This window comes from Mycobacterium sp. (assembly GCF_049280035.1).
In the GTDB taxonomy this organism is placed as follows: domain Bacteria; phylum Actinomycetota; class Actinomycetes; order Mycobacteriales; family Mycobacteriaceae; genus Mycobacterium.
Genome location: NZ_JBAPPI010000780.1, coordinates 1 through 2,411 on the forward strand (window position 1 = coordinate 1; position 2,411 = coordinate 2,411).

The window sequence follows — 2,411 nt, forward strand, 5'->3', positions numbered from 1 at the left end:
CGCTCGACCATCGTGACGGCCGGTTCGGAGCCATCCTGGGAGTCAAGAAGTTCGGCGGGAACCTGCATGGTGGCCTTGTCCCGGCCCATCCGTAGCGACGCTCCCCCAGCCAACACCACGCCGGCCAACGAAGCCGGCCCAGCCGCGGGCGTCACCTCAGTTCACAGTCCAGGTGTCGCGCCCGTGCAATAGCGATTGCAACGCGGCGCGGTCGGCCGGCTTGGACTCCTGCGCGGCGCGGATTTGTGCCCGGGCCGCGTCGTCATAAGTTGGCCGGTCTACCTGACGGAAGATGCCCATCACGGTGTGCTCGAGGTTCTGTTCGGATAGCCGCGAGAGCGCGAACGCGTAGGCGGAATCGACGGCATGCGCGTCGTGTACCACGATCTCGTCGACGCTGACGTCGGCGGTCTTGGCCACCTCAAGTCCGTACCCGGACCGCACCACGCAATATTCGCCGTTGGCGCCGAAGATGACCGGTTCACCCTGGCGGATGTTGATCAACCGTTCCTCGGCACCCTCTTTGCGCAGCGCGTCGAACGAACCGTCGTTGAAAATCGGGCAGTCCTGCAGGATTTCGACTAGCGCGGACCCGCGATGCTGGGCGGCTGCACGCAAAACCTCAGACAGGCCGTTGCGGTCGGAGTCCAGCGCCCGACCGACGAAAGTCGCCTCGGCGCCAAGCGCAAGCGATACCGGGTTGAACGGTTGGTCAAGCGATCCCATCGGCGTCGACTTGGTGACCTTGCCGACCTCGGACGTCGGCGAGTACTGACCCTTAGTCAGGCCATAGATCCGGTTGTTGAAAAGCAGGATCGTGATGTTGACGTTGCGGCGCAGCGCATGGATGAGATGGTTGCCACCGATCGACAGTGCGTCCCCGTCGCCGGTGACGACCCAGACCGAGAGATCCTCACGCGCCAGCGCCAGACCAGTCGCGATCGCCGGTGCACGGCCGTGAATGGAGTGCAGGCCATAGGTTTCCAGGTAGTACGGGAACCGGCTCGAGCAGCCGATGCCGCTGACGAAGACAATGTTTTCGCGGCGCAGCCCCAGCTCGGGCAGGAAGTTGCGCATCGTGTTGAGGATGACGTAGTCACCACAACCGGGGCACCAGCGGACCTCCTGGTCACTGGTGAAGTCCTTGGCCTTCTGCGGCTGGTCGGTGGTGGGCACACCGTAGTTCTTGGACAGTACGTCCGGCAGCCCGATATCCACGCCGATCACATCAGTCATTAGCTCCCGCTCCTACCGTGGCGGCCGCCAATCTCGCGACCATCGTCTTGTCTTGCTCGATTTCGGCCAGTGTCCCGCCCAGCGCGGCGCGGATGACGCGCCCCACCTCGTCGGCCAGGAACGAGACGCCTTGGACCTTGGTAACCGATTGCACGTCGACCAGGTACGTGCCGCGCAGCAACAGCGCGAGCTGACCCAAGTTCATCTCCGGCGCCACAACCTGCGGGTAGCGCCGCAATACCTCGCCCAGGTTGGCCGGGAATGGCCTGAGGTACCGCAGATGGGCATGCGCGACCTTGACGCCGTTGCGCCGCGCACGCCGGCAAGCCTCGCCAATCGGACCGTAGGAACTGCCCCACCCGATCAGCAGCAGTTCGGCGTCTCCGGTCGGATCATCGACTTCCAGATCGGGAACAGAGATCCCGTCGATCTTGGCCTGGCGCAACCGCACCATCAGGTCGTGATTGGCCGGCTCGTAGGAGATGTCGCCCGAACCGTTGGCGGCTTCCAACCCGCCGATGCGGTGTTCGAGGCCGGGAGTACCCGGTACGGCGAATTGCCGAGCGAGGGTTTCCGGGTCGCGAGCATACGGCTGGAATGGCTCGTCCGGCTTGGCGAAGACATGCTTGATGGGCGGCAACTCGCTGACGTCCGGGATTCGCCACGGCTCCGAGCCGTTGGCAATTGCCCCGTCGGACAACAGGATTACCGGGGTGTGGTACGACACCGCGATGCGTACCGCCTCCAGAGCGGTTTCAAAGCAGTCCGACGGCGACCGCGGCGCCAGCACCGCCACCGGCGACTCCCCATTGCGGCCGTACAGCGCCTGCAGCAGGTCAGCCTGCTCGGTCTTAGTCGGAAGGCCGGTCGACGGGCCGCCTCGTTGCACGTCGATGACAAGCAACGGCAGCTCGGTCATCACGGCAAGTCCAAGCGCCTCGGCCTTCAGTGACAGGCCGGGTCCCGATGTGCTGGTAACCCCGAGCGCGCCGCCGTACGAGGCGCCCAGCGCGGCGCAGATCCCGCCGATCTCGTCTTCCGCCTGGAAGGTGATCACGTTGAAATTCTTGTGCTTGGAAAGCTCGTGCAGAATGTCCGACGCCGGCGTTATCGGATAACTTCCGAGGACGACCTGAATGTCGGCCAGCTGACCGGCGGCGACGATGCCATAAGCC

1 protein-coding gene and 1 pseudogene are annotated in these 2,411 nt (G+C 64.7%); both read right to left on the reverse strand.

Annotated features, from left to right (window positions below):
- Positions 1-156 precede the first annotated feature (156 nt).
- Positions 157-1,236, reverse strand: coding sequence for a 2-oxoacid:ferredoxin oxidoreductase subunit beta (locus WAN71_RS24875; RefSeq protein ID WP_422227881.1), 1,080 nt, complete (start codon positions 1,234-1,236; stop codon positions 157-159).
- Positions 1,229-2,411, reverse strand: a pseudogene (locus tag WAN71_RS24880) (2-oxoglutarate ferredoxin oxidoreductase subunit alpha); the annotation flags it as partial. The pseudogene WAN71_RS24880 and the gene WAN71_RS24875, both read right to left, overlap by 8 nt.

Bases quoted from the DNA above. Each gene is read 5' to 3' on its own strand.
- WAN71_RS24875 (WP_422227881.1), bottom strand. From the start codon at position 1,236: ATGACTGATGTGATCGGCGTGGATATCGGGCTGCCGGACGTACTGTCC.